This is a genomic window from Tunicatimonas sp. (assembly GCF_049647865.1).
Classification (GTDB): domain Bacteria; phylum Bacteroidota; class Bacteroidia; order Cytophagales; family Cyclobacteriaceae; genus Tunicatimonas.
In genome coordinates this window covers 1-2,592 of sequence record NZ_JBARYM010000888.1, presented here as the reverse complement: position 1 = coordinate 2,592, position 2,592 = coordinate 1, and the positions used below count along the sequence as shown (strand labels likewise).

Here is a 2,592-nt window from a genome sequence, read left to right as displayed (position 1 = left end):
CTGAGGCGATCAACGATAACCTCAAGTACGATCCTTCAGAATCTACCGGACGAGGAGTGGGCAAAGGCTACGCTTACCCCATGCAACGTCGCTACTCCGCAGGAATCAATGTAAATTTCTAACAGGGAGCTAGGAGCTGGGGGCAGGGAGCCATATGTCAAATACGCCCTGCCCCCGACTCCCCGCCCCAAGTCCTCTAACAATTCAATCACAATCCCTATGAAACGTATATATAACTTAGTCATTAGTATAATATTAGTAGCGTGGTTGTCCGCTTGCGAAGACGACTATCTTGATCGGGTTCCGGAAACCGATATTGGAGCGGAACGCTTTTTTAACACCGAAGAAGATTTATCGATCTACATTAATAACCTCTATGATTTTACTGATTTTGATCAGTATAACGACGATGGGGGTACCGATAATGCCGCTACCACCGGCAATACCGAACTCAAAACTATGATGGTTGGTAGCCCTTCTTCGGCCACTATTTCCGCTGGCTGGGAGTGGGAAGATTTACGTACGATTAACTTCTTTCTGGAAAATTTTGGGAAAGCTGATATTCCTCAGAACCGATTGGATCATTACGAAGGGTTAGCCCGCTTCTTCCGGGCTCGGTTCTACGTAGAAAAAGTGAAGCGTTACTCTGACGTTCCCTGGTACAGTAAAACCATTACCTCTAACGACGAAGAGTTGCTGATGCAACCACGCGACCCGCGGACGTTAGTTGTAGATAGTATCATGGCTGACTTTCAGTTTGCTGCGGAAAACGTTTCGGGTGATGGACGAGAAGGTGAGGTAAATGCCTGGGTAGTTAAAACCTATCAGGCTCGCTACGCCCTCTACGAAGGAACCTTCCGTAAATACCATCCGGAACTTTCGCTGCAAGAATCGGCTGATACTTATTTGCAAACGGCGCGCAACGTCGCTAAAGATATTATGAATAACGGCGGGTTTGCTCTGCATACTACCGGAAATTCTGCGGAAGACTATCATCAGCTATTCATAAGCGCCAACCTTGGTAGCAATCCTGAAGTGATTCTAGTACGAGCTTTTGAAAACGAATTACTGAATAGTGATTTCTCGGCTACTATCTTCGGTAACTTTGAAGTAAGTCCTACGAAAGATTTATTGCAATCGTACCTAATGGCCGACGGTAGCTACTATACCGGATTGCCCGATTACGAAACCAACCTGTTTGTAGAAGAATTTCAAAACCGCGACCCACGCCTGAACCAGACCTACGCATACCCCGGCTGGGAGTTAATCTTTACCGATACTTACTCCCAGGGTGGAGGAATCTACATTCAACAATTAGCCAAGAACTTCACCGGCTACCACCAAATAAAAGGCTTCGTGAACGATACCGATATAACGGTCAGAAATAGTATTGATGTTCCGATACTACGCTTTGCTGAAATTTTGCTAACCTACGCCGAAGCAAAAGCTGAACTGGGCGAACTCACACAGGAAGATCTAGATATGACTGTAAACCAATTAAGGGACCGAGCTGGAATGCCAAATCTGACGATGAATCCTCCGGTCGATCCAATACAAGCCGCCCGGTATCCGAACATCAGTTCGGCCCAAGCTGCAGAACTGCTAGAAATTCGGCGGGAACGACGCATAGAGTTCGCCTTAGAAGGCTACCGAATGGATGATTTGATGCGCTGGCATGCTGGGTCGCTGTTAGAAAGCGAACCCGAAGGTTTGTACTTTCCCGAACTTGGTAACTATGATCTTACGGGAGACGAAGTAGCGGATATCAAGTTGATTGATGCTTTAGAATCGATTCCCGAAGAAAGAGAAGTGAACGAGTTAGGGGAACCCTTAATTTATTACCGAGCTGGCTCGTTTGGGCAAGATGCTTCCTTGTTTCTCGGAAATGAAAATTCGGGTACTATTCAGGCGATTGCTGAGCGAGGTACATTCATTGAACCTAAGTACTACTACCGTCCTATTCCTCAATCCGAGGTAGTACTTAATCCGAATTTAACCCAGATATTTGCTTGGGAATAACAATAGGGAATGAATAATGTGCGGGGCACCCCTTGCAGTTAGCGATTAACAATATGCAATTTTCCAATTTGGAATCATTAATTTTCAATGACCAATGACAAGCCTATTTTGAAGCAAATATTCATTTTATTATTTATTCTACTGCTCTTGGGCAGCGGTAGATTGGTTCAGGGCCAAACCCCCACTCGCAAAGCTATTTTTATTTTAGTAGATGGTATACCTGCCGACTTGGTAGAGCGGATTGCTACGCCGAACCTTGATCAAATTGGTCAAGAAGGTGGCTATACTCGAGCTTATGTTGGAGGGAAAAAAGAGGGCTATTCCGAATCGCCTACTATCTCGGCAGTGGGCTACAACAGTATGCTGACGGGGACCTGGAGCAATAAGCACAACGTTTGGGGTAATAGCATAAGAAAGCCTAACTATTACTACTGGACCATTTTCCGTTTTTTTGAAGAACAGTATCCACAAAAAAAGACCGCGATATTCTCTACTTGGTTGGATAACCGCACCAAGCTGGTAGGAGAGGGACTGGTCGCTACTGGTAATATTAAATTGGATTACCACGTCGAT

General features: G+C 45.4%; 2 protein-coding genes. Both read left to right on the top strand.

Going from position 1 to position 2,592, the window contains the following annotated elements:
- Positions 1 to 219 precede the first annotated feature (219 nt).
- Positions 220 to 2,019: a RagB/SusD family nutrient uptake outer membrane protein gene (locus WBA23_RS25410; protein ID WP_424585085.1), complete on the top strand. Its 1,800-nt coding sequence runs from the start codon at positions 220 to 222 to the stop codon at positions 2,017 to 2,019.
- A gap of 108 nt (positions 2,020 to 2,127) precedes the next feature.
- Positions 2,128 to 2,592 (top strand): alkaline phosphatase family protein (locus WBA23_RS25405; RefSeq protein WP_424585084.1); only part of this gene is annotated, 465 nt, incomplete at its 3' end.